The 22,815-nt window shown below is 63.3% G+C and carries 23 protein-coding genes and 5 pseudogenes; 18 read left to right on the forward strand and 10 right to left on the reverse strand.

Annotated features, from left to right (window positions below):
• Positions 1–23: 23 nt before the first annotated feature.
• The 11 genes and pseudogenes from IDM45_RS02880 (at position 24) to IDM45_RS02925 (ending at position 11,183) form a co-directional block, all read left to right on the forward strand.
• Positions 24–512 (forward strand): hypothetical protein, encoded by a 489-nt coding sequence (locus IDM45_RS02880; protein WP_209421548.1) that lies wholly within the window; start codon positions 24–26, stop codon positions 510–512.
• Between the two features lie 10 nt (positions 513–522).
• Positions 523–801: a DUF2933 domain-containing protein gene (locus tag IDM45_RS02885; protein WP_209421549.1), complete on the forward strand. Its 279-nt coding sequence runs from the start codon at positions 523–525 to the stop codon at positions 799–801.
• A 4-nt stretch (positions 802–805) separates the two neighbouring features.
• Entirely contained in the window at positions 806–1,453 is a 648-nt protein-coding gene (locus tag IDM45_RS02890; protein WP_209421550.1) for a methyltransferase family protein, read from the forward strand.
• 55 nt (positions 1,454–1,508) lie between these two features.
• Positions 1,509–2,009, forward strand: coding sequence for a c-type cytochrome (locus tag IDM45_RS02895; protein WP_209421551.1), 501 nt, complete (start codon positions 1,509–1,511; stop codon positions 2,007–2,009).
• Between the two features lie 180 nt (positions 2,010–2,189).
• Entirely contained in the window at positions 2,190–4,301 is a 2,112-nt protein-coding gene (locus tag IDM45_RS02900; RefSeq protein WP_209423974.1) for a copper-transporting P-type ATPase, read from the forward strand.
• 35 nt (positions 4,302–4,336) lie between these two features.
• Positions 4,337–4,597 carry a hypothetical protein gene (locus IDM45_RS02905; RefSeq protein ID WP_232653534.1) on the forward strand — a complete coding sequence of 87 codons (261 nt, stop codon included), beginning with the start codon at positions 4,337–4,339 and terminating at the stop codon, positions 4,595–4,597.
• Between the two features lie 43 nt (positions 4,598–4,640).
• Entirely contained in the window at positions 4,641–5,177 is a 537-nt protein-coding gene (locus IDM45_RS02910; RefSeq protein WP_232653532.1) for a hypothetical protein, read from the forward strand.
• Between the two features lie 75 nt (positions 5,178–5,252).
• The gene (locus IDM45_RS02915) at positions 5,253–6,569 is read left to right on the forward strand and encodes a TolC family protein (RefSeq protein WP_209421552.1); all 1,317 of its coding nucleotides are present in this window, start codon (positions 5,253–5,255) and stop codon (positions 6,567–6,569) included.
• 14 nt (positions 6,570–6,583) lie between these two features.
• A complete protein-coding gene (locus IDM45_RS02920; protein ID WP_233457466.1) occupies positions 6,584–7,762 on the forward strand; it encodes an efflux RND transporter periplasmic adaptor subunit in 1,179 nt (392 codons plus the stop codon).
• On the forward strand, positions 7,738–8,067 hold the full coding sequence (locus IDM45_RS18305; protein WP_459213488.1) for a copper-binding protein: 330 nt from the start codon (positions 7,738–7,740) through the stop codon (positions 8,065–8,067). The genes IDM45_RS02920 and IDM45_RS18305 overlap by 25 nt, the downstream gene beginning before the upstream one ends.
• A pseudogene (locus tag IDM45_RS02925) lies at positions 8,064–11,183 on the forward strand (efflux RND transporter permease subunit). The gene IDM45_RS18305 and the pseudogene IDM45_RS02925 overlap by 4 nt, the downstream one beginning before the upstream one ends.
• Before the next feature lie 224 nt (positions 11,184–11,407).
• On the opposite strand, the gene IDM45_RS02930 reads toward IDM45_RS02925, so the two are convergent.
• On the reverse strand, positions 11,408–12,733 hold the full coding sequence (locus tag IDM45_RS02930; protein WP_209421553.1) for an ISL3 family transposase: 1,326 nt from the start codon (positions 12,731–12,733) through the stop codon (positions 11,408–11,410).
• Between the two features lie 50 nt (positions 12,734–12,783).
• On the opposite strand from IDM45_RS02930, the pseudogene IDM45_RS02935 reads away from it, so the two are divergent.
• Positions 12,784–13,131, forward strand: a pseudogene (locus IDM45_RS02935) (M24 family metallopeptidase); the annotation flags it as partial.
• Positions 13,132–13,135: 4 nt separating this feature from the next.
• On the opposite strand, the gene IDM45_RS02940 reads toward IDM45_RS02935, so the two are convergent.
• A protein-coding gene (locus tag IDM45_RS02940; RefSeq protein WP_209421554.1) for an IS5 family transposase occupies positions 13,136–14,000 on the reverse strand; the annotation gives its coding sequence in 2 pieces (ribosomal slippage) (positions 13,136–13,583 and positions 13,582–14,000; 867 coding nt in all).
• A gap of 165 nt (positions 14,001–14,165) precedes the next feature.
• Between IDM45_RS02940 and IDM45_RS02945 the strand changes: the two genes are divergently transcribed.
• Positions 14,166–15,281, forward strand: a complete 1,116-nt coding sequence (locus IDM45_RS02945) for a Fic family protein (protein WP_209421555.1) — start codon at positions 14,166–14,168, stop codon at positions 15,279–15,281.
• 151 nt (positions 15,282–15,432) lie between these two features.
• Here IDM45_RS02945 and IDM45_RS02950 read toward each other — a convergent pair whose 3' ends face one another.
• The 5 genes and pseudogenes from IDM45_RS02950 to IDM45_RS02970 form a co-directional block, all read right to left on the reverse strand.
• Positions 15,433–15,792, reverse strand: coding sequence for a hypothetical protein (locus IDM45_RS02950; RefSeq protein ID WP_209421556.1), 360 nt, complete (start codon positions 15,790–15,792; stop codon positions 15,433–15,435).
• Positions 15,793–15,837: 45 nt separating this feature from the next.
• Complete coding sequence (locus IDM45_RS02955; protein ID WP_209421557.1) at positions 15,838–16,008, reverse strand: helix-turn-helix domain-containing protein; 171 nt, start codon at positions 16,006–16,008, stop codon at positions 15,838–15,840.
• A 134-nt stretch (positions 16,009–16,142) separates the two neighbouring features.
• Positions 16,143–16,378 (reverse strand): annotated as a pseudogene (gene tnpA / locus IDM45_RS02960) (IS200/IS605 family transposase); the annotation flags it as partial.
• A gap of 131 nt (positions 16,379–16,509) precedes the next feature.
• On the reverse strand, positions 16,510–17,595 hold the full coding sequence (locus IDM45_RS02965; RefSeq protein ID WP_209423978.1) for an IS5 family transposase: 1,086 nt from the start codon (positions 17,593–17,595) through the stop codon (positions 16,510–16,512).
• A 42-nt stretch (positions 17,596–17,637) separates the two neighbouring features.
• A pseudogene (locus IDM45_RS02970) lies at positions 17,638–17,856 on the reverse strand (transposase); the annotation flags it as partial.
• Between the two features lie 44 nt (positions 17,857–17,900).
• Here IDM45_RS02970 and IDM45_RS02975 point away from each other — a divergent pair.
• The gene (locus IDM45_RS02975) at positions 17,901–18,971 is read left to right on the forward strand and encodes an RNA-guided endonuclease InsQ/TnpB family protein (protein ID WP_232653521.1); all 1,071 of its coding nucleotides are present in this window, start codon (positions 17,901–17,903) and stop codon (positions 18,969–18,971) included.
• Between the two features lie 13 nt (positions 18,972–18,984).
• On the opposite strand, the gene IDM45_RS02980 is transcribed toward IDM45_RS02975, so the two are convergent.
• The 3 genes and pseudogenes from IDM45_RS02980 to IDM45_RS02990 all read right to left on the reverse strand — a co-directional run.
• Positions 18,985–19,356, reverse strand: a complete 372-nt coding sequence (locus tag IDM45_RS02980) for a helix-turn-helix domain-containing protein (RefSeq protein ID WP_031672505.1) — start codon at positions 19,354–19,356, stop codon at positions 18,985–18,987.
• 18 nt (positions 19,357–19,374) lie between these two features.
• Positions 19,375–19,677: a type II toxin-antitoxin system HigB family toxin gene (locus IDM45_RS02985; protein ID WP_209423980.1), complete on the reverse strand. Its 303-nt coding sequence runs from the start codon at positions 19,675–19,677 to the stop codon at positions 19,375–19,377.
• A 291-nt stretch (positions 19,678–19,968) separates the two neighbouring features.
• Positions 19,969–20,571: pseudogene (locus IDM45_RS02990) on the reverse strand (DUF932 domain-containing protein); the annotation flags it as partial.
• A 523-nt stretch (positions 20,572–21,094) separates the two neighbouring features.
• On the opposite strand from IDM45_RS02990, the gene IDM45_RS02995 reads away from it, so the two are divergent.
• The 4 genes from IDM45_RS02995 to arsD are packed head-to-tail and all read left to right on the forward strand — an operon-like array spanning position 21,095 to position 22,812.
• Positions 21,095–21,442 (forward strand): ArsR/SmtB family transcription factor, encoded by a 348-nt coding sequence (locus IDM45_RS02995; protein ID WP_456299371.1) that lies wholly within the window; start codon positions 21,095–21,097, stop codon positions 21,440–21,442.
• A gap of 12 nt (positions 21,443–21,454) precedes the next feature.
• A complete protein-coding gene (locus IDM45_RS03000; protein ID WP_209421559.1) occupies positions 21,455–21,901 on the forward strand; it encodes an ArsI/CadI family heavy metal resistance metalloenzyme in 447 nt (148 codons plus the stop codon).
• A gap of 11 nt (positions 21,902–21,912) precedes the next feature.
• The gene (locus IDM45_RS03005) at positions 21,913–22,410 is read left to right on the forward strand and encodes an arsenate reductase ArsC (RefSeq protein ID WP_037039133.1); all 498 of its coding nucleotides are present in this window, start codon (positions 21,913–21,915) and stop codon (positions 22,408–22,410) included.
• A gap of 42 nt (positions 22,411–22,452) precedes the next feature.
• Positions 22,453–22,812 (forward strand): arsenite efflux transporter metallochaperone ArsD, encoded by a 360-nt coding sequence (gene arsD, locus IDM45_RS03010; protein ID WP_037039064.1) that lies wholly within the window; start codon positions 22,453–22,455, stop codon positions 22,810–22,812.
• The last annotated feature ends 3 nt before the right edge of the window (positions 22,813–22,815 follow it).

Consider the following 22,815-nt stretch of genomic DNA (forward strand, 5'->3'; position numbering starts at 1 on the left):
ATCCACGGCCAGAAGGAAGCATCATGATTCACATTCGCCATTCCCTGATCGGTTTCTGTGTCGCCGCCGCCTCCATGGGTGTGCTGGCACAAGGCTCCGACGAGCACAAGGACCACCACCCGGCGGACGCTGCCGCCCCAGCAGCTACCGCGGCACCGGCTCCTTCGGCGGCATTGCCATCGCCCGGCCAGCCCATGGGCTCGGGCGACATGGCCGCCATGGATCGGCACATGCGGGCCATGCAGGCCATGCACGAGAAGATGGCAGCCGCCAAGACGCCCCAGGAGCGCCAGGCGTTGATGGCCGAACACATGAAGACCATGCAGGACGGCATGCGCATGATGAAGTCGATGCACGGCCAGATGGCATCGGGCAACCCACCCGCCGGTATGGCTGGCATGCAGCACGACCCGCAGATGATGGAAAAGCGCATGGCCATGATGGAGTCGATGATGCAGATGATGATGGATCGAATGTCCATGCCGCAAACCCCCACTCCCGGCACAAAGTGAGGAGGCCGTCATGACCCATGACCATGCATCCCATCCGCAGAGTGTGCAGACCGGCGGGTTCTGGCGCTCGCGCTATGCCATCGGCCTGCTCGTGTTCGGCGCCGTCGCCGGGTACTTCCTATGGACCGAACACCGTGCCCACCTGGCGCAATGGTGGCCCTATGCCTTCCTGCTGGCCTGCCCGCTGATGCATGTCTTCATGCACAAAGGCCATGGTGGTCATGGCGGCCACGGTGGTGGCTCCGGAACCACTGGCCAGGGCACTGGACAAAACTCCGACAGGGGCTGACGCCATGGAGCACACGGGATCGTCGTATGGCCTGTGGACTCTGGTGGTGCTCAACGTGGCGATCTTCGTTATGTTCGCCTTCAGCTTCTTCAAGCCGGCCAGCGCGCGCGACTGGCGCAGTTTCGGGGCGTTCACAGCGTTCATCGTGGCGCTGTTCGTGGAGATGTATGGCTTCCCGCTGACCATCTACTTCCTGTCGGGCTGGCTGGGCCAGAAGCTCCCGGGTGTGGACCTGCTGAACCACAACGCCGGTCACCTGCTGGAGCTGCTGTTCGGCTGGGGCGGTGATCCGCACCTTGGGCCGTTCCACATTCTCAGCTACCTGTTCATTGGCGGTGGCTTCTGGCTGCTGGCCGCGGCTTGGCCCGTGCTCTACGAGGCCCAGCGGCAGGGGCGGCTGGCGCGCACCGGTGTTTACGCTCGGGTGCGGCATCCGCAGTACATCGCCTTCGTGCTGATCATGTTCGGCTTTCTCCTGCAATGGCCGACCTTGCTGACGCTGTTGATGTTCCCGGTGCTTGTGGTGATGTATGCCCGCCTGGCGCACAACGAGGAGCAGGAAAGCGGACGTCGTTTTGGACAGGCTTGGCAGGAGTATGCGCAGCATGTCCCGCGTTTCATTCCGCGCTGGGGCGCATGGGTCCAGTCTTGAGCGACGCATCCGATGACCAGAATGTGACCATCAGCATGAAATCAAGGAAGTTGCGATGACGTTGAAACCGCTGATCCTGGGGGCCGTAGGATTGCTGGCCTTGCTGCTGGTCGCAGGGGCGGGTTACTTTTCCCTGCGCGCCGGTGAGCGGCAGGCGACGCCGCTGCACAGCCTGCGTCCCGATGATCCCCAGGTGCTGCGCGTCGGCGCCCGCATCTACGCGCAGCAGTGTGCGGCTTGCCATGGGGCCAAGGGCGAGGGCCAGCCCAACTGGCGTGATCGTGGATCGGATGACTTGCTTCCTGCGCCGCCGCACGATCCCAGCGGCCACACTTGGCACCATCCCGACGAGCAACTGTTCGCCATCACTAAGCAGGGACTGGCCCAATTGATCAATCAGCCCGACTACCGTACGGCGATGCCCATCTATGGTGGAGTATTGAGCGACGACGAGATCGTGGCCGTGCTGTCATGGATCAAGGCGCAATGGCCGCCAGAGATACGGCGCCGCCACGACGAAATCAATGTCCAGTACCGCCAGTCTTTGTCCCGATAGCCATCGGGGCATGGGCCAATGCGGACCGAATGCGTCCACAAGGAAAGGGACTTGACCTTGCCGCGATGGCAAGGTCAAGAATCGAGATAACTCAACAAAGGCATGGGCATGAACCAACACCTGCATCACCACGGCCATACCGCAGGCGAACAGACCCCGGCAACTTCTGCCGCGGTGCCCATGGAGGCCCCGGCGGGCACCATCTACACCTGCCCCATGCACCCGGAAGTGCAGCAGGATCATCCCGGCAATTGCCCGAAATGCGGCATGTCGCTCGAAGCGGTGATTCCGCTGGATGAGGAGGACAACAGCGAACTAATCGATTTCCAGCACCGCTTCTGGTGGACGCTGCCGCTGACCGTGGTGGTCACCATCCTGGCCATGTTCGGCCACCGCCTCGGCTGGTTCGACATGAAGGCCCAGACCTGGGTCGAGCTGGTGCTGTCGCTGCCGGTAGTGTTGTGGACGGGATGGCCATTCTTTGTCCGCTGCTGGCAGTCCATCGTCAACCGCAGCCCCAATATGTGGACGCTGATCGGCCTAGGCACCGGCGCCGCCTTTGTTTACAGCGTGGTCGCCACCCTCGCGCCCGGCGTGTTTCCCGACTCGTTTATCGCCCACGGCCGCGTCGCCGTCTATTTCGAGGCGGCGGTCGTCATCATCTCGCTGACCATGCTGGGTCAGATCATCGAATTGAAGGCGCGCTCGCAGACTTCGGCGGCCATCAAGGCTCTGCTCGGCCTGGCCCCCAAGACGGCGCGCCGCATCAATACCGACGGCAGCGAGGAGGACGTGCCTTTGAACCATGTTCACGTCGGCGACCTGCTGCGCGTGCGGCCCGGCGAGAAAGTGCCCGTCGATGGCGTGGTGACCGAGGGCAGCAGTGCCGTCGATGAATCCATGCTCACCGGCGAGCCCGTGCCGGTGACCAAGCGCGCCGGCGATGGCCTGATCGGCGCCACGATGAACACCAGCGGCGCACTGGTGATGCGCTCGGAGAAGGTCGGCGCCGCCACCATGCTGTCGCAGATCGTGCAGATGGTGGCCAATGCCCAGCGCTCCAAGGCGCCGATGCAGCGCATGGCCGACGTGGTGGCCGGCAAGTTCGTGGTCGTGGTGGTGCTGATCGCAATCGCGACCTTCTTCGTCTGGGGATTCTTCGGCCCCGAGCCGAGCTGGGTGTTCGGCCTGATCAACGCCGTGGCGGTGCTGATCATTGCCTGCCCTTGCGCGCTGGGCCTGGCGACCCCGATGTCCGTGATGGTCGCCACCGGCCGCGCGGCAACGCAGGGGATTCTATTCCGCGATGCCGGCGCCATCGAAAAAATGCGCGAAGTGGATACGCTGATCGTGGACAAGACCGGCACCCTGACCGAAGGCAAGCCGGCCTTCGACACCGCCGTCGCCGACCCGGGCTACACGCCGGATGAGGTGCTGCGCCTGGCGGCCAGTCTGGATCAGGGCAGCGAGCACCCGCTGGCGGATGCCATCGTCCGCGCCGCGCGGGACAAAGGGCTGAGCCTGACCAAGGCCGACGACTTCGAATCGGGCAGCGGCATCGGCGTGCGCGGCACGGTCGAAGGCAAGCATCTGGTGCTGGGCAACACCGCCTTGATGCAGCAGGAGAACGTGGCCACCGATGCGCTCAAGGCGGACGCAGAGCGCCTGCGCAGCGAGGGTGGCAGCGTGATGCACCTGGCCGTGGACGGGCGGCTGGCAGGCATCCTGGCCGTCACCGACCCGATCAAGGCCACCACGGCCGACGCCATCAAGACGCTGCACGACAGTGGCCTGCGCATCGTCATGGCGACGGGCGACGGCCTGACCACGGCCCGGGCGGTGGGCGCCAAGCTCCGCATCGACGAAGTGCATGGCGAAGTCAAGCCGGCCGACAAACTGGCCTTGGTGGAGCGGCTGCAGAAGGAGGGGCACGTCGTCGCCATGGCCGGCGACGGCATCAACGACGCACCTGCCCTGGCCAAGGCCGACGTGGGCATCGCTATGGGCACCGGCACCGACGTGGCCATGAACAGCGGCCAGATCACCCTGGTCAAGGGCGATCTGCGCGGCATCGCCGCCGCGCGCGACATCTCCATCGACACCGTGCGCAACATGCGCCAGAACCTGTTGTTCGCCTTCATCTACAACGGTATCGGCGTGCCCATCGCCGCCGGCGTGCTTTATCCCATCACGGGCTGGTTGCTGTCTCCATTGATTGCAGCGCTGGCCATGAGCCTGAGCTCGGCCTCTGTCATCTTCAACGCGCTGCGGCTGCGGCGCGCACGAGGTTAACCCGCATCGAAACAATCAAAGAGAGGTTACCGATCATGATGAACGGAATGTATATGAACGATATGGGGTGGTGGTTGGGTGCCCACTGGCTGACGATGCTGCTGGGTGCGGTGGTGATCGTGCTGCCGTTTTGGAAGATCTTTGCCAAGGCGGGCTTTTCCGGCTGGCTCGGCCTGCTGATGATCGTCCCCATGGTCAACCTGATCGCACTGTACGTGCTCGCGTTCTCGGACTGGCCGAGATCGAGACGCGCCGACAAGTTGGATTCCGGTGAAATGAATCCAGGGATTCGGTGACCTCGCATGCGCGGTGACTGGGCCGCCTGCGGGTAGATGGGCCATGAAGGCACTTCCTTCCCGGGACGGCTCTCTGATCCGCGGCAAGTTGTCACACATCCAGCACAGCGAACATCCCACCATGGTTTCCATCCGACGCATCGTCACACAGTGGGGCCGCCGAATCGTCGGCGGCCTCGTCGTGACCTTGTTGTTCTCGCAGATGGCGCTGGCGATGTATGCCTGCCCCAAGCTGGATGCGGATACGCACGCGGCATCGATGCAGATGGCGGGCATGGCCATGGACGAAGCCGCCGGCATGTCCGCCATGCCGGACTGCCATGCCATGCCAGGGACGATGGACGACGAGTCTCCGCAGTTGTGCCGTGCCCATTGCAGCGGTGACGGCAAGCCCGCGCCGTCTCCGCAAGGACTGGACATTCCATCTACTGCGGCGGCGCATGCGGTCTGGATTGCCTACCTGCTTCCAGTGGTGCCCGACCCGCAATCATCGACCGACGCCAGGGCTGATCCGGCGTGGCTCGACCACCGAACGGGCTCTTTCCCCTTCCATCTCACTTTCCAAGTCCTGCGTAATTGACACACCAAGTCGTGCCGGCCGTGCATTGGCACGGCAGAACACGTGACTTCGTGGCTATCAATTTCGAGGACCATCATGCTTATTTCTTCCTCCGGCGCTCCCGGCGAGCGTCGCCCCGCGCCTGGCCGTGGCGTAGTGCGTGCGACCTCGTGCCGCACATGGACGCATCGACTGAGCGTTTTGAGCATCGCCCTGGCCGGCAGCATGCTCGCCGCCAGCGGGGCCTACGCGCTCAGCTTTGTCGAAGCGAGGGAAATCGCTGAACAGCAAAGCCCGCGCGTTTCCGCGCAGCGATTGCAGATCGATGCGGTCGAGTCCGCGCAGAAGGCCGCCGGCACGCTGCCGGACCCCAAGCTTTCCATCGGCCTCGAAAGCTTCCCCATCAGCGGCATGGACCGCTGGAGCCTGACGCGCGAATCCATGACCGGGCAGCGCCTGGCCCTGATGCAGGAGGTTCCCAACCAAGCCAAGCGTGCGGCCAAGGTGGCCAGCGCCCAGGCGCGCGTGGAACGCGAGCGCGCGGCGCTGGTCTTGCAACGCCTGCAGATACGGCAGGAGCTCGGCCTGGCGTGGATTGCCGCGCAGGCCGTGGAACAGCGTGATCAACTGCTCGCGGAACTGCTGGCCGAGAACCGGCGCCTGCAAGACAGCCTACTCGCGCGGGTGGCGGGCGGATCGGCTCAGGCGGGCGACCTGCTGACCGCGCAGCAGGAGGCGCTGGCGCTGTCGGACCGGCGCGACGACCTGCAGCGCGACCGGTCCAAGGCACGAGCCATGCTGCGGCGCTGGGTCGGGCCGCGCGCCGACGAATCGCTGCAGGGCGGCACCGGTCCGCTCATCCATCCCGTTGCGCAGTTGCGCGCCGAGCTGTCCAGCCATGCCGAGCTGGCGCTGTACCCGACCATGCAAAGCATGGCACGGGCGGAGTCCCACGAGGCGCAGTCGGAGGCGCGTGGCGATTGGTCTTGGGAAGTTGCCTATACCCGACGCGATCGTCGCTGGGGCGACATGGTGTCGTTCCAGTTGACCTTCGACCTGCCCTGGCAGAAGGAGCGGCGCCAGACCCCGATGATCCAGGCCAAGCAGCGCGAGCTGGAGCGCCTGGAGGCTGAACAGGAAGACGTGACCCGCAAGCACCTGCAGGAGCTCGACGACAGCGCGGCCGAACTACAGGCCCTGGACAGCCAGATCGAGCGCCTGCAGTCCACCGGGCTGCAGTTGGCGCAGGGGCGCGCGGAGCTTGCGCTGAGCAATTACCGCTCCGCCAAGGGCGACCTCAGCGCCGTGCTCGGCGCGCGCGCCCAGGTGCTGGAGGCACGCCTGCGCCTGATTGACCTGCAAGCCCAGCGCGATGGCGTGACGACGCGCCTGAACAGCCTGATCGCCGATTAGTGGAGCCCATCACCATGAACAACTCTCTGAAAAAATCCCTCGCGGGCCTGACGCTGATCGCTATCGGCGTGGCCGCGGGCTGGGGCCTGGCCCAATGGCGCACCGATACCACACACGCTGGGAATACGACAGTGCCCCAAGCCGGCGCGGCGGCCGAGCGCAAGGTGCTGTACTGGTACGACCCCATGTCGCCGACGCAGAAGTTCGACAAGCCCGGCAAGTCTCCTTTCATGGACATGGATCTGGTACCCAAGTATGCCGACGAGGATGCCCAGGACAGCGTGGGCCTGAGCGTATCGGCCCAGACCGTGCAGGCGCTGGGTCTGCGCACGGCCGAGGTGGTGCAGCGCGCCATAGGCTCCGATGTGGACGCGGTGGGAACGGTGCTGCTCAACGACCGCGATGTCAGCATCGTGCAGGCGCGCTCCGCCGGCTTTGTGGAGCGGGTCTATGCGCGCGCGCCGGGCGATGTGATCGCGGCCGGCGCGCCGCTGGCGGATCTGCTGCTGCCGGAATGGGTGGCGGCGCAGCGCGAATTTCTGGCGGTGCGTGCGCTCAAGGATGAGTCGCTGACGGCGGCCGCCCGGCAAAGGCTGCTGCTGCTGGGCATGCCGCAGGCCCTGGTGGCCCAGGTGGAGCGCACGGGCGAGCCCAGGGGCGTCTACACCGTGACCACGCCCCAGGGCGGGCTGGTGGCCGAGCTCATGGTGCGCCAGGGCATGACTATCTCTGCGGGCGCAAGCCTGGCGCGCGTGAATGGCCTGGGCACCGTCTGGATCGAGGCCGCAGTACCCGAGGCGCAAAGCGGCCCGCTGCAACTGGGGCAAGAAGCCCAGGTGCGCCTGGCGGCGTTTCCCGGCGAGGTGCTGCGGGCGCGCATCGTGAGCATCCTGCCGCAGGCCAACAGCGACACGCGCACGGTGCGCGTGCGGCTGGAACTGGCCAACCCCGGCCAGCGCCTGAAGGCCGGCATGTCCGGCCAGATCACGCTCCAGGGCCGCGAGCAGCCCGCACTGCTGGTTCCCAGCGAAGCCGTCATCCGCACCGGCAAGCGCGCCCTGGCCTATGTGGTCGATGGCCCTGGCAAATTCCACCCCGTGGAGGTGCAGCTGGGGCGGAGATCGGCGACCAACTCGTGGTGCAAGGTGGACTGGAGGCGGGGCAGCAGGTGGTGGCCTCGGCACAGTTCCTGATCGACTCCGAGGCCAGCCTGCGCGGCCTGTTGCCCGCATCGCCGGGGGCGACGCCGGAGCATGGGGCGCATGGCGCGGCCCCGGCCTACACGGTGCGCGGTGTGGTGGAAGAAGTCTCCACTGCCGAGCTGACGCTGGCGCATGACGCCATCCCCGCCCTCAAGTGGCCCGCCATGACCATGGGCTTCAAGCTGGCCGACCCCCGCCTCGCCGCAGGCCTGGCACCCAAGCAACAGGTGCGCTTTACCTTCTCCAAGCAGGGAGAGGACTACGTGATCACCGCCATCGAAGGGATCAAGCCATGATTGCCAAATTGATCCGCTGGTCGGTGGCGAACCGCTTTCTGGTGCTGCTGGCCACGGCCATGCTTACGGCTTGGGGGTGTGGGGCGTGCGCAGCACGCCCGTGGATGCCTTGCCGGACCTGTCCGACGTGCAGGTCATCATCCGTACCAGCTACCCCGGCCAGGCGCCGCAGATCGTGGAAAACCAGGTCACCTATCCCCTGGCAACGACCATGCTGTCGGTGCCGGGGGCCAAGACGGTGCGCGGCTTTTCGTTTTTCGGGGACTCGTTCGTCTATGTCCTGTTCGAGGATGGCACCGACCTGTACTGGGCGCGCTCGCGGGTGCTGGAGTACCTGAACCAGGTTCAGGGACGCCTGCCGGCCACGGCTAAGCCGGCCTTGGGGCCCGATGCTACGGGGGTGGGCTGGATCTTCCAGTACGCGTTGGTGGATCGCACGGGCAAGAATGATCTGGCGCAGTTGCGCGCGCTGCAGGACTGGTTTCTGAAGTTCGAGTTCAAGAGCCTGCCCAATGTGGCAGAGGTAGCTTCGGTGGGCGGCATGGTCAAGCAGTACCAGGTGGTGCTCGACCCGGTCAAGCTCGCCTCCTACGGACTGAGCCAGGAGCAGGTGCGCGCGGCGCTGGTGGCCGCCAATCAGGAAACTGGCGGCTCCGTGCTGGAGCTGTCGGGGGCCGAATACATGGTGCGCGCCAGCGGCTACCTGAAAACCCTGGATGATTTCCGTGCCGTGCCGCTGGTGGCGCGCGGCGGCGTGCCGGTGCGCCTGGGCGACGTGGCCACGCTGCAGATCGGGCCGGAGATGCGGCGCGGCATCGCCGAACTCGATGGCGAGGGCGAGGTCGCCGGCGGCGTGGTCATCCTGCGTTCGGGCAAGAATGCCCAGGAGACGATTGCCGCCGTCAAGGCCAAGCTGGGCGAGCTGCAGGCCAGCCTGCCGCAGGGGTGGAGATCGTCACCACCTACGACCGCAGTGCGCTGATTGAGCGCGCCATCCGCAACCTCACCATCAAGCTGGGGGAGGAGTTTCTGGTCGTGGCGCTGGTCTGCGTGCTGTTCCTGTGGCACCTGCGCTCGGCGCTGGTGGCCATCATCTCGCTGCCGCTGGGGGTGATGATGGCCTTCCTCGTCATGCGGTACCAGGGCATCAACGCCAACATCATGTCGCTGGGCGGCATCGCCATTGCCATAGGCGCGATGGTGGATGCAGCCGTGGTCATGATAGAGAACGCGCACAAGAAGCTTGAAGCCTGGCAGCACGCGCACCCCGGTCAGCCATTGCAGGGCAAGGAGCGGTGGGAGGTGATCACGCGGGCCGCGGAGGAAGTCGGTCCGGCGCTGTTCTTCTCGCTGCTGATCATCACGCTGTCCTTCATCCCCGTCTTTACCCTCGAAGCCCAGGAGGGGCGTCTGTTCGGGCCGCTGGCGTTCACCAAGACCTATGCCATGGCGGCGGCGGCCGGGCTGTCGGTGACGCTGATCCCGGTGCTCATGGGCTATTGGATTCGCGGACGCATTCCTGATGAGCAGAAGAATCCCATCACCCGCATGCTGATCGCGGTTTACCGGCCCAGCCTGGAGTGGGTGCTGCGCTGGCCCAAGGCAACCTTGCTGGTCGCGGTGCTGACACTGGCGACCACGGCCTGGCCGCTGGCCCGGCTTGGAGGCGAATTCCTGCCCCGGCTGGATGAGGGGGATCTGCTCTATATGCCGTCGGCCTTGCCGGGACTGTCGGCGCAACGCGCCACGGAGCTGCTGCAGCTCAGCAACCGCATGATCAAGACCGTGCCCGAGGTCGAGCGTGTGTTCGGCAAGGCGGGCCGTGCGGAGACCGCGACCGACCCCGCGCCGCTGGAAATGTTCGAAACCTCGGTGAAGCTCAGGCCGAGGGAGCAGTGGCGTGCCGGCATGACGCCCGAGAAACTTGTCGAGGAGCTGGACCGGGCCGTGAAGATTCCCGGCCTGTCCAACATCTGGATTCCGCCGATCCGCAACCGCATCGACATGCTGGCCACGGGCATCAAGAGCCCGATCGGCGTCAAGGTGACAGGCAGCGACCTGCATGTGATCGATCGCATCGCGGCAGAGGTGGAGCAGGTCGCGAAGGGTGTTCCAGGCGTGTCGTCCTCGTTGGCGGAGCGGCTGACCGGCGGCCGGTATGTGGACGTGCAGATCGACCGCCTGGCGGCTGGACGCTATGGGCTGAACGTGGCCGATGTGCAGGCGGTCGTTGCCGGCGCCGTCGGTGGTGAAAACGTCTCGGAGACCGTGGAGGGGCTGGCGCGCTTCCCGATCAATCTGCGATACGCGCGTGAATGGAGGGATTCACCGGAAAGGCTGAAGCAACTGCCCATCTTCACCCCCATGGGGCAGCAGATCACGCTGGGCACGGTGGCGCGCATCGTCATCACCGATGGTCCGCCCATGCTCAAGAGCGAGAACGCACGTCCCTCCGGTTGGGTCTACGTCGATGTGCGCGGCCGTGACCTTGCCTCGGTGGCCAACGAATTGCGCGGTGCGATCGGACGGCAGGTCAAGCTGGAGCCGGGGGTGAGCATCACCTACTCCGGGCAGTTCGAATACATGGAGCGGGCCAATGCACGCCTGAAGGTCGTGGTGCCCGCCACCCTGTTGATCATCTTCATTCTGTTGTACCTGACCTTCGCGCGTGTGGACGAAGCGGCCTTGATCATGGCGACCTTGCCCTTCGCGCTCACGGGGGCATCTGGTTCCTGTACCTGTTGAACTACAACCTGTCCATCGCCACCGGCGTGGGATTCATCGCGCTGGCAGGTGTCGCGGCGGAGTTCGGCGTGGTGATGCTCATCTATCTGAAGCACGCCTTAGCGGAACGTTGCCCCGATGGGCGAAGCCCGACGCGGGAAGAACTACTCGACGCGATCCGAGATGGCGCCGTGCTGCGTGTGCGGCCCAAGGCCATGACTGTAGCGGTCATCCTGGCTGGCCTAGTTCCCATTGTCTGGAGCAGTGGCACGGGTTCCGAAGTCATGAGCCGTATCGCAGCCCCGATGCTCGGCGGGATGGTGACGGCGCCGTTACTGTCGCTGTTTGTGATTCCCGCGGCTTTCGTTTTGATGCGCAAACCGCGGGAATGACAGCCGACAGGCAGGGTTTCGTGACGAAGCCCTGCGTTGAATCAAGAGTCGTCGTTCCTAGTGGATGAGATCAATTTCGTGCAATGGCCTTTCGATACAAATGAAGTCTGACAGAAAAATAATCATTCACTCATGGATTTGTAAAGAGACCGTATGAAGAATAAATTTTGAGTTCGAGTAATCAAAAATGGCTCCTCGTCGATTCGTGTGGAATCTGACAGGCACTACACATGGCGGTAGCCCGTGTCATTGCCAGGCTCAGCCATCTTGAATGGGCTTTGCGGCAAATCCTTGAGCCGGCCCATGCGCAGATGCGCAATCGCGATGAAGTTCTTGGCTGTGCGAAAGCCCCGGGCCGCCCGCTTGACCTGCTGCAGCAGCCCGTTCATGGCCTCCACATAGGCGTTGGAGCGGTTGTCCAGCATCCCCCGCACGACGCCATCGAAGTGTTCGGTGATGGTCTTGGCCAGACGCACAAAGGGCTTCAGGCGGCTTCGCCTGGCCCAGCTGAGCCAGCGCCTGAGCTCAAGCTGCGCGCTGCCCGAGTCGTTGTGTTCACGCGCCCTGGCGTACACCTCACGCAAACTCATCTTCATGCGCCAGGCACGGGCAGACTGAAGATGCGAGCGCTGCAGCCAGTGCATGGCGGCGGCTTGCCTGGCCGTCCAGCCCTGCGGGTTCTTGCGCATGCCCCACATCAAGCCCTTGCGGGTTTCGCTGTCCTTGTCACCAAAGAGCTCCGTGACCGCCTTGGGGTGGCTGCGCCACTCGCTGGTGCGCACCTCGTCCATGGCCTGGCCGGCCAGGGCCACCACGTGAAAGCGGTCGTAGCTGATGGCCGCCTGGGGCAGCACCTGGCTCACCCCCTTGAGGTAGGCGCCGCTCATGTCCTGGCAGACATGCTCGATCTTGGCGGGATCGCCCTGGTGCGCCTGCAAGTCCTGCACGAAGGCGTGCACCGTTTCATGGTCGCGCCCTTCGGTGGCAAACAGCAGCCGCTTGGCCTCCAGCTCATGCACCACGGTGATGTAGTTGTGCCCCTTGCGCAGGCTGGTCTCATCGATGCCGATGCGGCGCACGCCGCTCATGTCGTCGCCGTGGCGAGCGCACCCGACGTAGTGCTCGATGCGCAGCCACAGCTGTTTGTCCGAGCAGCGCAGCAGCTCAGCCGCCTGGCGCACCGGCATCTGCGCGCACAGCGACAGCGCCAGCGCTTCAAACAAGGCCGTAAAACCCGATCCCTCCCGGGCCCAGGCAACAGGCGCCTGCGCCGTCTTGCCGCAGCCCGAGCAGGCCACGCGCGGCACGTCGGCGTGCAGCCAGGCTTCGTATTGAAAGAAGTCCAGGTGGCGCCAGCAGCGGCGCAGCCGGTCGTGGATGCCTTGCTCGGCCAGGCCGCAGTGCGGGCAAGCCAGGCGCTTGGCGCTGCAGTGCACTTCAAAGTCGATGCGCCGGCGGGCCGTCTCAAGCTGCACCTGCACCACCTCCCAGGGCGGCTGCAGGCCCAGTGCCGTGGTGAACAACGCCTCGATCCCTGCTCCTGCGCTCATGTCGGTTTGCATCTTTCTTCTGATCTACTCAGTGTTGCCCCAGGGGCCAATTGTGGGTGTTGGGATCCACACGAATCGACGAGGAGCCCGAAGTCTTGGCGATGATTGCCGAACACGTTCAGCCTGGGATCAGCACCGATGAACTGGATCGTCTTTGCCATCGCTACATCGTCGATGTGCTGAAAGAAATCCCGGCCAACGTCGGCTACCAGGGGTTCCCGAAAACCATTTGCGCGTCGCTCAATCATGTGGTTTGCCATGGCATCCCTTCTGTAGGGCAAATTCTGAAAGACGGCGACATCGTCAACATTGACGTGGCGGTCATCAAGGACGGCTGGTATGGTGACACCAGCCGTATGTATTTCGTCGGCAAGCCAAACCAACGAGCGGGCCACTTAGGATTTATCCGTAAATAATATTAACGGGCAGGTGGATTTTCCGCAGCGCGATGATGGCGGCGGCGAGATGGTTGAGTGCGAGGAACGTGTGCTCCAGCTTCTCGTAGCGCACCAGTAATTTCCTGAACCGGTTGAACCAGCCATGGCAAGCCTGCACAACCCAACGGCGCGCTTTTTTCTTCGGATCACGCTTTTTGTGCTCTGCCTCGCTTTTGCGGCCCACCACATGCGGGATATAGCCGTGGGCCACAATGATCTTCATGGCGTTCTTGCCCCGGTAGCCCGCATCAGCACATAGGTGCTTGCTGCGCCGCTGCTTGGGCGTGGGGCGTTTGACCATGCAGCAAGACAACACGGCCTCAAGTTGCGTCACGTCGTGCGCGTTCGCCCCGGTCACGACGAGCGACAACGGGACGCCACGCCCGTCCACCAGCAGGTGACGCTTGCTGCCTTTTTTTTCCCCGATCCGTCGGGTTGCGCCCCACAGCTTGCTGCGCCAAGGGCGCCTTGAACATGGCGCCGTCGATGCTCTGCCAGCGCCAGGCGATGCCTTCACAGTCGTCGTATTCGGCCAGCCCTGCCTTCCACAGGTTCTCGAAGAACCCGGCCTTGGACCACAGCATGAACTTGTGATGGATCGCGCTGGCGCTGCCAAAGCGTTCAGCCGGCAGCGCCTTCCACTGGCAGCCTGTGCGCAGCACATACATGATGGCCTCGAACACCAGCCGTGGCGGTTTTGCGGGGCGGCCCGCCCCGGCTGCGCGTTCGTAGTGCTTGCCTGGATCGCGCACTGGCTGTGGCACCAGCGGCTCTACCAGTTTCCAGAACTCGTCCGTTACCTCCCACGAATTGGCATGCGCCTTGGCCATTTATCGCTCCTTCGTCGCATCACGGGCGACTCGGGAGAATTTTAATTTACGGACAAATCCTTAGCGATTCGGTGCACCCAGGCGTGCGGTGAATGGGTGTTTATTCTCCGCATTTAATGCGTGGAATGTATTGCCTCTGCGGCGAATTGGGTGTGTAATCTCCGCATGAATGACGGAGAAAAGCTCTACATCTGGCAGGCAGATGATTGGCCGCAGTGGCGTTACGACCTTTCGGCGTTGACCGGGCCACTGACCGACGTCAGTCGTGCTCAGGGGCTCCTGCTGGGGCGAATGGCCGATGTGGGCATGGCGTTGCGCGATCAGGCCAGTCTGGCCGCGTTGACCGAAGACGTGGTCAAGACCAGCGAAATTGAAGGCGAAGTGCTAAACGTGGAGTCCGTGCGCTCGTCCATTGCTCGGCGTCTAGGCGTGGACATCGGCGCAGTGGCCCCGGTAGACCGGCATGTCGAGGGTGTGGTCGAGATGGTGCTTGATGCCACGTCACGTGGTGCAGATCCGCTGACCGCCGAGCGCCTGTTTGGGTGGCACGCAGCGCTGTTCCCGACCGGGTACTCGGGCATGAACAAAATCGCCATCGGCCAGTGGCGCGATGATGGCGATGGACCCATGCAGGTGGTGTCCGGCCCAGTAGGTCGGCGCAAGGTTCACTTCCAGGCACCGCCCGCTAGTGCGCTGGCTGAGGAAACAGCGCGTTTCGTGCAGTGGGCGAACGAACAGAACGACTTGCCGGAACTGGTCAAAGCAGGCCTTGCACATCTCTGGTTCGTCACGTTGCACCCCTTCGATGACGGCAACGGACGCATCGCCCGCGCCGTGGGCGACCTGTTTCTGGCCCGCGCCGACGGGAGTCCGCAACGTTTCTACAGCCTGTCGGCCCAGATTCAACGCGAGCGCAAGGACTACTACGACGTCCTGGAACGCACGCAGAAGGGCACGCTTGATGTCACCGGCTGGTTGTCGTGGTTCCTCGGCACGCTTGGGCGCGCCATTGCCAGTGCGCAGACGACATTGGATGCCGTACTGATCAAGGCGCGCTTCTGGCAACGCTGGGCAGGCATGCCGCTGAACGAGCGGCAGGTGAAGTTACTCAACCGTCTGCTCGATGACTTTGACGGCAAGCTGACCAGCAGCAAGTGGGCGGCCATCGCCAAGTGCTCGCCCGACACGGCGCTGCGCGACATCACGCAGCTTCTTGAACTTGGTGTCCTCCAGAAAACACCGGGTGGAGGGCGCAGCACGGGTTACGAACTGGCGGACTGATTTGGCCAAATCGTCGAATCCACGCCCTCAAGGCCAAGGCGTTACTATCTGGTTCGGATTGCAGACGCGGGTTCGGTTCCGTGTTCCGCCTTCAAGGGACAAATGGCCGAAACGGTGGACTTTGGGCCAAAAGAAGGGACATCTGTTCAGGCTACCGAACGGAATCGCACCGTTCTCCGTCCTGCTCCCTCACGAGTTCATGCCAGCGCGGCACACGACCCGAGGCGTCCGGTTCAGGCTCTGGTTCGACGATTTGCACCACAGCTTCCGGTACGCCACCCCGAACGCTGTTCGCCAGTTCCCATTGCAGGATGGCATCCATCGAAAAACGCAGGTTCCTGACCAGCAGCAGATGTGGGATGCGCTTGCGCTCTCGCTCGATTCGGTCAGTGAACAGGTGCGCAGGCAGGCTGGTCGCCTCGACGATCTCCTTGACACTGATGTACTGCAGTTCGGGCTCGGTGGCATCGGAAGGTTGAGGGTCGCCTTCGGCCTTCGGGGGATGAGTCACAGCGCGCGGGACACGCTCACCATCTCCAAAGATCGCCGTCCAGTGCTAGGCGCTCTGGCGTTCGAACTCGAGAACGTCCGCCTCGTGGTAACGGACGTGTTGAAACAATTTGTGCCAGACTGGCCCCTCGCCATCAAGGCGCCAGCGCCGCAGGGTTTTCAGGCTGATCTTCCAGCGGAAGGCAAGTTGCCGTTCAGTCATCACGGGGTAGTGCATCTTCTTCTCCTCAGCAGATGACCCATGACAACGCTGTTCACCGTGGAAGCCAAGCTCAGTGCTCGATGATCACCAAATGCGCGGGAAGCCTCGGCGTTCAGGCCGGGGTTGAGAGCGCGGACGCCGCAGGCGGCCTAATGGGGCGTTTGTTGCTCTTCGATGTACTGCCGAAGAACGTCTATCGAAGCCCCGCCACAGCTTGAAGCAAAGTAGGACGGCGACCAGAGAACGCCCCTGCGCTTGAGCCATGGATGGAAATCCCCAAACTGCTGGCGCAGCAGCCTTGCCGACACCCCTTGAGCGAGGCAACCAGATTGGACAGAGCCACCTTGGGCGGGTAGTTGATCAGCAAATGCACATGGTCATGCTCGGGAACCTCTCACAACCCCATGATTGACGGATCCGAATAGGCACGATTGGACGCCAGCCGTTTTGAATGCGCGATGAGGCCTTACGGCGGTCTGCACCTCGTGCATTGAGGGGCCTTGCAGCCCCGATGGCTCAGGCTTTCGCCGTTTGCAGGCGCACCTGTGCCTTGGTGGTTGCCGGTTTGAAGAACGCATCCACGCCTCGCTCAAGGAACGAGGCCAAGCGCTTCATGTTGTAGCAGGCAGCCATCATCGTCATCGCCACCGTGGCGCGCGCCTGCCCGATCGTGCGCACGAACTTGCCGCCCATGTGCCGGATGCCGGCAAACGCATGTTCGACCCGGGCACGCTTGCTGGCAATGCGCTGGTTGCGCCGCTTCTGGCACTCGCTCAGGGGCTGGCCCGGCTGGGCCCGGCGCTGCATCGCGTCCACGAAGCCCAGCACTTGCAGCATCTGCCGACGCTGCCGGCTCGCATAGGCCTTGTCCGTGTGCACGCTGCGCCCGGTGTTGTGCATGTCCAGCACCTCGTCGAAGTGGTGTCCGTCGTGCTCGCTGGCTGTGCCCGTGGCGATGCGACGGATGAAGCCATGCTTGAGGTCCACGCTCACGCTGAGCTTGTAGCCGAAGTAGCTTTTGCCGTGCTTTTTCGTGTGTGTGGCATCCACATCCCTTTGCCGGCGCTCGGCTTCACTCCAATCGGGCGTTCTGCCTTCGGCCAGGGCCTCGCGCTCCTGCCTGTCCAGGCGCTGGCGCAGCGCGGGCACCAGCGTAGCATCGATGGCTTGTCCGCCCCGGGCCATGTAGCCATGGCGGTGCAGTTGCGCATCCACTGCCTGGAACAGCACCGTGGCCCCATCCACGCCCAGCCGCTCGCCGAAGCGCCAGATCGTGTTGCAGTCCGGCACGTTCATCGCATCCTGCAGCAGGCAAAAGCGCTGGTAGCTCGCCCGATCCAGCAACTGGTACTCCATCTGTTCATCGGACAGGTTGTACAGGCGCTTCAAGACCAGGATGCGCACCATCACCTCGGTGGGGTAGGCGGGCCGCCCGCCCTTGCGGCCATCGCCACGCTCGATCAAGGCATCCACCAGCCCGGCCAGGGCTCCGAAGTCGATGTGCCGCGCGATCACCTGCAGCGGATCGCCCACCTCGTCTCTCTTGTGCTGGCGCGAGGCCTCGGCGAACAGATCGAACTTCAGGGCGCTACGGGGCGTGATCATGGCAAGGGGCGGGTCAGGCTTCTCGGGTCAGGAAGAGAGCGGATGGGTTTTGAGAAGTTCCCGCTCGCCGTTGAACTCCACCAGCTGGGCATCAAAATCCTTACACACGCTTGCCAGGATCAATTGCATGGCATCGAGATGCTCTTTCCTGAATACGTTGCGCCGATACTTGGTTACGAATATCAAGTGAACATGAAGCACGAACACGCAATGTCTTCCGTGGCGTAAATCGCTATCTAGCTTGCGTGGTCGGCCCATACTTTTTCTTGCCTTAATTTAATAGACCAATGATAATTCAAGGCATGGATTGCACCAAGACCCTGCGCCTGCGCATCAAGGACAAGCACGCTCGCGTGCTGGCCGCGATGGCGCGTGAGGTCAATCAGGTCTGGAATTTCTGCAATGAAACCAGCCACCGAGCCATCCGAGAGCGCCGCGAATGGCTCTCGGGCTACGACCTGCAAAAGCTGACCAACGGATTCAGCAAGTGCGATGGTGTGTTGATTGGCTCGCCCACCGTGCAGCAGGTCTGCGAGGACTATGCCAAGGCACGCAAGCAGTTCAAGAAGGCCAAGCTGCGCTGGCGCGTCTCCAACCCGAAGTCCAGCAAATACAGCCTGGGCTGGATTCCATTCAAGGCGCGGGCCTTGCAATACAAAGCGGGGCAAATTGCCTTTGCTGGCCAGAAATTCAGCCTCTGGGACAGCTACGGCCTGATGGATTACGAGCTACGTGCAGGCAGCTTCAGCCAAGACAGCCGGGGCCGCTGGTACTTGAATGTCGTCGTCAAGGTACAGGCCAAGGCCAGCGCGGGCACGGCCAGTATCGGTATCGACCTGGGGCTGAAAGAGGCGGCGGTGGCCTCCACGGGCGAACGCATCGAAGGGCGCTTTTACCGCAGACTCGAATGCCAGCTGGGCATCGCCCAGCGGGCACACAAAAAACAGCGCGTACGTGCCATCCACGCAAAAATTGCCAACCAGCGCAAGGACATGCTGCACAAGTTCAGCGCCGCCATGGTGCGAGACTATGGCGCGATCTTTGTAGGCGATGTGGCCAGCGCCAAGCTGGTCAAAACCAGGATGGCCAAGAGCACGCTGGATGCGGGATGGTCATCGCTCAAGACGATGTTGGATTACAAGTGCCATCAGGCCGGTGTCGTCTTTGAAATCGTGGACGAAAAGTACACAACCCAGACTTGCTCGTGCTGCGGGAGCATTCCCGCCAGCAGTCCGAAAGGTAGAGCAGGTTTGCGAATAAGAGAATGGGTTTGCAGCGACTGCAGCGCGGTACACGACCGCGACGTGAATGCCGCAAGAAACATTCTCGCGGCGGGGCATCGCCGTCTGGCAGCAGGAATCCCCGCTCTTTAGGGCGGGGAGGATGTCAACCTGCGGCCGTTTCCGCAATCAGCACATCGGCCGGGATGCCTAGGCTCTTGTGCAGTCGTCGGATCATGGCCAGCGTCAGCGGGCGCTTGCGGCTCAGGACTTCGTAGACGCGGTTGCTTTTGCCGATGATCGGCTCAAGATCTTTGACGGACAGACCGCTCTGATCCATCCGGAATTTGATGGCTTCCACCGGATCAGGCGCGGTGATGGGCACGTGCTTGGCCTCGTAGGCTTGCACCAGCGTGGCGAGGATATCCAGGCGATCACCCTCCGGCGTGCCCAGATCAGGGTCGGACTCCATCAAGGCCGAAATCTCTTTGAGCGTGGCCTTGTAGTCTGCTTCGGTGTGGATGGGGCGGATGTCCATGTTTTCCTCCGTGGCCGGTCAGGCCATTTCAACGGTTTCTGCGTCGGCGGCGTCGTAATCCTTGTGGGTGCCGACGAACTTCACGTAGACGATCTGCAACTTGTATGCAATCGCCACGATCAGCCGGTAGTCATTGCCTTTGATGTTGAAGACCACGCGACGGTTCTTCAGCACGCTGGTGCTGCGGTACTGCGACTTGATGTCTGCGGGCTGAGACCAAGTCGCACTCGTGGCTTCTTCGTACCAAGCCTTCAGCGGCTGCTCCGCGTCGGGATGGCGCTCCCAGAAGGCTCGAAGGGTGGACGCGGCAATCACTCGCATGGGTCGCAGTTTAGTCCCATTTTGGGACTGCGGCAACCCTGCGCCGACCCAGCCTGTATTTTTCGCGATGCAAAACGGCCATTTGATAGAGGCGAGCACCCTCAAGATCAGTGCTTTTCTAAAGAACCTCATACTCGGACGCGGGTTCGGTTCCGTGTTCCGCCACCAATACCCGAAATCCCAACCCTCATCGGTTGGGATTTTTTTTGCCCGTTCCCCCAGTGTTGGCGCGGTTTTCGGGCCTGGCCTCGCGAGCGCCACCCCTGCGAAGTCGGTGCTTTCGGCCCCGCCGACGCGTGCGGGCTTGTCCGGGTCGTCGTACTTGAGGGCCAGCGCGGCGCGGGCAAACACTTCGGCTTCGCCATCGTCCAGCGTGATGCCGCGCATCAGGTCGCGGGATTCCTTCACCCGCTCGAAGCCACTCAGCACCTCAAACGCGCCTTCGATGACATGCCCGGCCACGTCGCCCTTGTGGGGCACGCGCACATCGGCCACGGTGTCGCCGCAGACAAGGCCATTGCTGCAAACGAAGCGGAACATGCCGGCCAGCATCTGAGAGCTGCTGGTACCGTCGTGCGAGTTCAGCAGCACGATTTCATTGGCTTCCGCGCCATTGATCTGGCTGGCATGGCGCAGGCGAATCATGTGTTTGGTGTGCTCGCGCTTGCCTTCATCGCGCACGCGGGTCTGCGTCACCATGAAGGGCTGGAAACCTTCCTTGCGCAGTTCGGTCAGCACGGCGGCGGTGGGAATGTAGCTGTACCGCTCGGAGCGGCTCTCATGCGGCGCGTCCGCGAAGATGGACGGGGCCACCCTGCGGATTTGGTCGTCGGACAGGGGGTGGTCGCTGCGCAGCGCCGGGGAATGGGAGGCGAAACGGGATGCGAGTTGCATGGTCTTTCTCCTGACAAAAAGAGGTTTGCTGTTCACACCGCACACCGGATTCCAAGATTCGGAGCCCAGCCTTTCGGCTGTTTGGTGCGGTCGGCACGAGGAACCCGGTTGGCCCTGTTGCCACCGTCTTTCCTGAGTTCATCGCCCGCGACGAAAGGGAGCGCGCGGACGGAGGCCATCAAGGAGACAAGCGCGGGGTTGGTGCGGCCCGCAGGCGCAGCCGAGGACACGGCCCTGCGCGCCTTGAAGGCATACGGTCGCGGGCTACAGTCGCGGACAAGGTGATGAAGTCAGGGGAGACGGCTGGACAGGCAACGGTCGCCCATCTGTGCCGACCGCACGGCAAGCGAAGCGCGCAGGCCCGAAGCTGGAAGCCGGGCCGGAGGCGTCAGCCGAGCGGAGCGAGGGAACGATGGAAGCCCGTCAGGGGCGAGACGCCGCAGGCGGCTCGATGCGCAGCACGACAGCGCGCCGGGACGCCATGAGGTTCTACGCGCTTACCACTTGCGCGACTATTCAATAAATGTTGTATTATCGAACCATGAACGAAAATCAAGCTGTTTCCGCCCTCGGCGCCTTGGCCCATACCCAGCGGCTGCGTGTGTTCCGCGCCCTAGTTGTCGCCGGCCCCGAGGGGATGACGCCCAGCGTGCTGGCCGATCTGCTCGACGTGGCACGCAATTCCCTGTCCTTCCACTTGAAGGAATTGGCCCACGCTGGCCTCGTCACCATCGAGCAGCAAGGCCGCAACCTGATCTATCGCGCCGACTTCGCGCAGATGAACAACCTGCTCGGCTACATGACCGAACACTGCTGCCAGGGCGGCACATGCGAAGTCACGGAATCCTCTGCCACCTGTGCCTCCTGCTGAAAGGAACTATCCATGAAGCGCTTCCACGTCCATCTGCATGTCAATGACCTGCCCCGCAGCATCGGCTTTTATTCCCAACTCTTCGCCGCGCAACCCACGCGCGTCGAAAGCGATTACGCGAAGTGGATGCTCGAAGACCCGCCGGTGAACTTCGCCATTTCCACGCGCGGCAACAGGCCAGGCATCGACCACCTGGGTATCCAGACCGACGACGCTGAGGAACTGGCCGCCCTCAAGGCACGCGCGCAGGCCGCCGACATGGCGCTGCTCGACGAAGGCACTACGACCTGCTGTTACGCACGCAGCGAGAAGCACTGGATCACCGACCCGCAAGGTGTGGCATGGGAGCACTTCCACACGCTGGGCAGCATCCCAGTCTTCCATGAGGCAGCCTCAGTCACGACACCGATCACCGCACCGGCTTGCTGTACAGCAAGCCCCCGTTCTTCCTGCTGTTGAGAAAGCACGCCATGACCACGGAGAGCACATACAACGCACTGTTCATCTGCACGGGCAATTCCGCACGTTCCATTCTCGCTGAAGGCATCCTCAACAAGCTGGGCCAAGGGCGCTTTCGGGCCTACTCGGCGGGCAGCCAGCCGAAGGGCGAAGTGCATCCGCTGGCGCTCGCCACGCTGGAGCGGCTGCACATGCCGACGACCGGCTACCGCAGCAAAAGCTGGGACGAGTTCGTGGCGCCGGATGCACCGGTGTTCGATTTCATCTTCACCGTCTGCGACAACGCCGCCGGTGAGGCGTGCCCGCTGTGGCCGGGCAAGCCGGTATCGGCCCATTGGGGCGTACCCGATCCGGCAGCCGTCGAAGGCAGCGAAGAACAACGGCTCAAGGCGTTCAAGGATGCCGCGCTGACCCTGCGTCGCCGCATCGAGCTGTTTCTCTCGCTGCCGCTGCAACGCCTGGACGCCATGTCGCTGCAACGCGAGTTGCGAAATATCGGCCAAGAGTGAAGAGCGTCACTTCATCAACAACCAGATTTGAAAGGACACCCCATGCCAAACATCCAGATTTTCGACCCGGCGCTGTGTTGCAGCACAGGCGTATGCGGCGTTGAAGTAGATCAAAACTTAGTGAACTTTGCCGCCGACGTGGATTGGGCCAAACAAAACGGTGCTCAGATCGAACGCTTCAACCTGGCACAACAGCCCCTTACTTTCGCCGAAAACCCGACTGTGAAAGGCTTTCTGGAACGCTCGGGCCAAGAGGCGCTGCCCCTGGTTCTGGTCGATGGCGAGGTGGCCTTGGCCGGTCGCTATCCCAACCGCAGCGAATTGACCCGCTGGGCTGACATCGAGGCGCCCGAAACCTCCCCAACCCAAGGCGCTTGCTGCTCTGGCAACCGCTGCTGCTGAACG

This window comes from Melaminivora jejuensis (genome assembly GCF_017811175.1).
Taxonomy (GTDB): Bacteria; Pseudomonadota; Gammaproteobacteria; order Burkholderiales; family Burkholderiaceae_C; genus Melaminivora; species Melaminivora jejuensis.

What these genes read in the sequence shown, in the direction of transcription:
- IDM45_RS02880 (WP_209421548.1), top strand. Translation starts at nt 24, where the DNA reads ATGATTCACATTCGCCATTCCCTGATCGGTTTCTGTGTCGCCGCCGCC.
- IDM45_RS02885 (WP_209421549.1), top strand. Translation starts at nt 523, where the DNA reads ATGACCCATGACCATGCATCCCATCCGCAGAGTGTGCAGACCGGCGGG.
- IDM45_RS02890 (WP_209421550.1), top strand. Translation starts at nt 806, where the DNA reads ATGGAGCACACGGGATCGTCGTATGGCCTGTGGACTCTGGTGGTGCTC.
- IDM45_RS02895 (WP_209421551.1), top strand. Translation starts at nt 1,509, where the DNA reads ATGACGTTGAAACCGCTGATCCTGGGGGCCGTAGGATTGCTGGCCTTG.
- IDM45_RS02900 (WP_209423974.1), top strand. Translation starts at nt 2,190, where the DNA reads ATGGAGGCCCCGGCGGGCACCATCTACACCTGCCCCATGCACCCGGAA.
- IDM45_RS02905 (WP_232653534.1), top strand. Translation starts at nt 4,337, where the DNA reads ATGATGAACGGAATGTATATGAACGATATGGGGTGGTGGTTGGGTGCC.
- IDM45_RS02910 (WP_232653532.1), top strand. Translation starts at nt 4,641, where the DNA reads ATGAAGGCACTTCCTTCCCGGGACGGCTCTCTGATCCGCGGCAAGTTG.
- IDM45_RS02915 (WP_209421552.1), top strand. Translation starts at nt 5,253, where the DNA reads ATGCTTATTTCTTCCTCCGGCGCTCCCGGCGAGCGTCGCCCCGCGCCT.
- IDM45_RS02920 (WP_233457466.1), top strand. Translation starts at nt 6,584, where the DNA reads ATGAACAACTCTCTGAAAAAATCCCTCGCGGGCCTGACGCTGATCGCT.
- IDM45_RS02930 (WP_209421553.1), bottom strand. Translation starts at nt 12,733, where the DNA reads ATGAGCGCAGGAGCAGGGATCGAGGCGTTGTTCACCACGGCACTGGGC.
- IDM45_RS02945 (WP_209421555.1), top strand. Translation starts at nt 14,166, where the DNA reads ATGAATGACGGAGAAAAGCTCTACATCTGGCAGGCAGATGATTGGCCG.
- IDM45_RS02955 (WP_209421557.1), bottom strand. Translation starts at nt 16,008, where the DNA reads ATGCACTACCCCGTGATGACTGAACGGCAACTTGCCTTCCGCTGGAAG.
- IDM45_RS02975 (WP_232653521.1), top strand. Translation starts at nt 17,901, where the DNA reads ATGGATTGCACCAAGACCCTGCGCCTGCGCATCAAGGACAAGCACGCT.
- IDM45_RS02980 (WP_031672505.1), bottom strand. Translation starts at nt 19,356, where the DNA reads ATGGACATCCGCCCCATCCACACCGAAGCAGACTACAAGGCCACGCTC.
- IDM45_RS02985 (WP_209423980.1), bottom strand. Translation starts at nt 19,677, where the DNA reads ATGCGAGTGATTGCCGCGTCCACCCTTCGAGCCTTCTGGGAGCGCCAT.
- IDM45_RS02995 (WP_456299371.1), top strand. Translation starts at nt 21,095, where the DNA reads ATGTTGTATTATCGAACCATGAACGAAAATCAAGCTGTTTCCGCCCTC.
- IDM45_RS03000 (WP_209421559.1), top strand. Translation starts at nt 21,455, where the DNA reads ATGAAGCGCTTCCACGTCCATCTGCATGTCAATGACCTGCCCCGCAGC.
- IDM45_RS03005 (WP_037039133.1), top strand. Translation starts at nt 21,913, where the DNA reads ATGACCACGGAGAGCACATACAACGCACTGTTCATCTGCACGGGCAAT.
- arsD (WP_037039064.1), top strand. Translation starts at nt 22,453, where the DNA reads ATGCCAAACATCCAGATTTTCGACCCGGCGCTGTGTTGCAGCACAGGC.